This is a genomic window from Paenibacillus sp. OSY-SE (genome assembly GCF_000283315.1).
In the GTDB taxonomy this organism is placed as follows: domain Bacteria; phylum Bacillota; class Bacilli; order Paenibacillales; family Paenibacillaceae; genus Paenibacillus_B; species Paenibacillus_B profundus.
This window is the reverse complement of the sequence record NZ_ALKF01000027.1, coordinates 1-824: the sequence shown is the minus strand read 5'-3', so window position 1 is coordinate 824 and position 824 is coordinate 1. Positions and strand designations below refer to the sequence as shown.

Sequence of the window (824 nt, the reverse complement as noted above, 5' to 3'; positions counted from 1 at the left end):
TGCGAAAGTTGAGTTATTAACTACTTCTTTTTTATTTGTTGTAGAATGATTAATAGAACTTTGAAATTAATGTAAATATAGTTTATTAAGATAGGAGGTTGCTTTAGCGTAAATCTCTTTTGTAGAGCATGAAAAGATAAAGGAGTTACATAATGAGAGTTCAAGAAATTGTAATAGTGGAAAAGACGAATGAACAAAAGGACCTGAATGACCAACCAATTCTTTCTGTAATTCAATACCTAAAATACTTAGATGTCATTTAGTATTTAAAACGGTAAGAACCGTATATTTATTTGGGGATGGTGATACTACAAATGACACACGAACAGCCAAAACATACTGTTTCTGTTTCCGCTTTCGTTATGAACGAGAAAGGTGAGGTTTTATTACTAAGGACACATTGGCGTTCGGATACTTGGGAAATGCCAGGGGGTAATGTTGAGGTCGGCGAACCTTTAGATGTGGCTATTTATAGGGAGTTTCTAGAGGAGACTGGGATTGTAATCCGCCCTCTAGGTATTACGGGCGTGTATTATAATACAACGAAGCATGTTTTATCAGTAGTTTTTAAGGCAGAGTATGTGAGTGGAAAAATAAAAATTCAACCAGAAGAAATTCAAGAAGCCAGATATGTTGAGTTAAACGAATCTAATATAGACCAATATATAACCCGCCCAAACCAAAAATCTCGTACACTAGATGCGATGAGTGCAAAATGTTTTATTCCGTATGAAACCTGGGAAGTAAGTCCAACATTTAACTTATTGTCTAGGCTATACAACGAATAATAATCTTGAGTTTGTTCAACTCCCTCGGTACGATTT

General features: G+C 35.1%; 1 protein-coding gene. It reads left to right on the top strand.

Features of this window, described 5'->3' with window-relative positions; genetic code table 11:
- Nucleotides 1-314: 314 nt before the first annotated feature.
- On the top strand, nt 315-788 hold the full coding sequence (locus A372_RS0100170) for an NUDIX hydrolase (RefSeq protein ID WP_019418894.1): 474 nt from the start codon (nt 315-317) through the stop codon (nt 786-788).
- Nucleotides 789-824 lie beyond the last annotated feature (36 nt).

Bases quoted from the DNA above. Each gene is read 5' to 3' on its own strand.
- A372_RS0100170 (WP_019418894.1), top strand. From the start codon at position 315: ATGACACACGAACAGCCAAAACATACTGTTTCTGTTTCCGCTTTCGTT.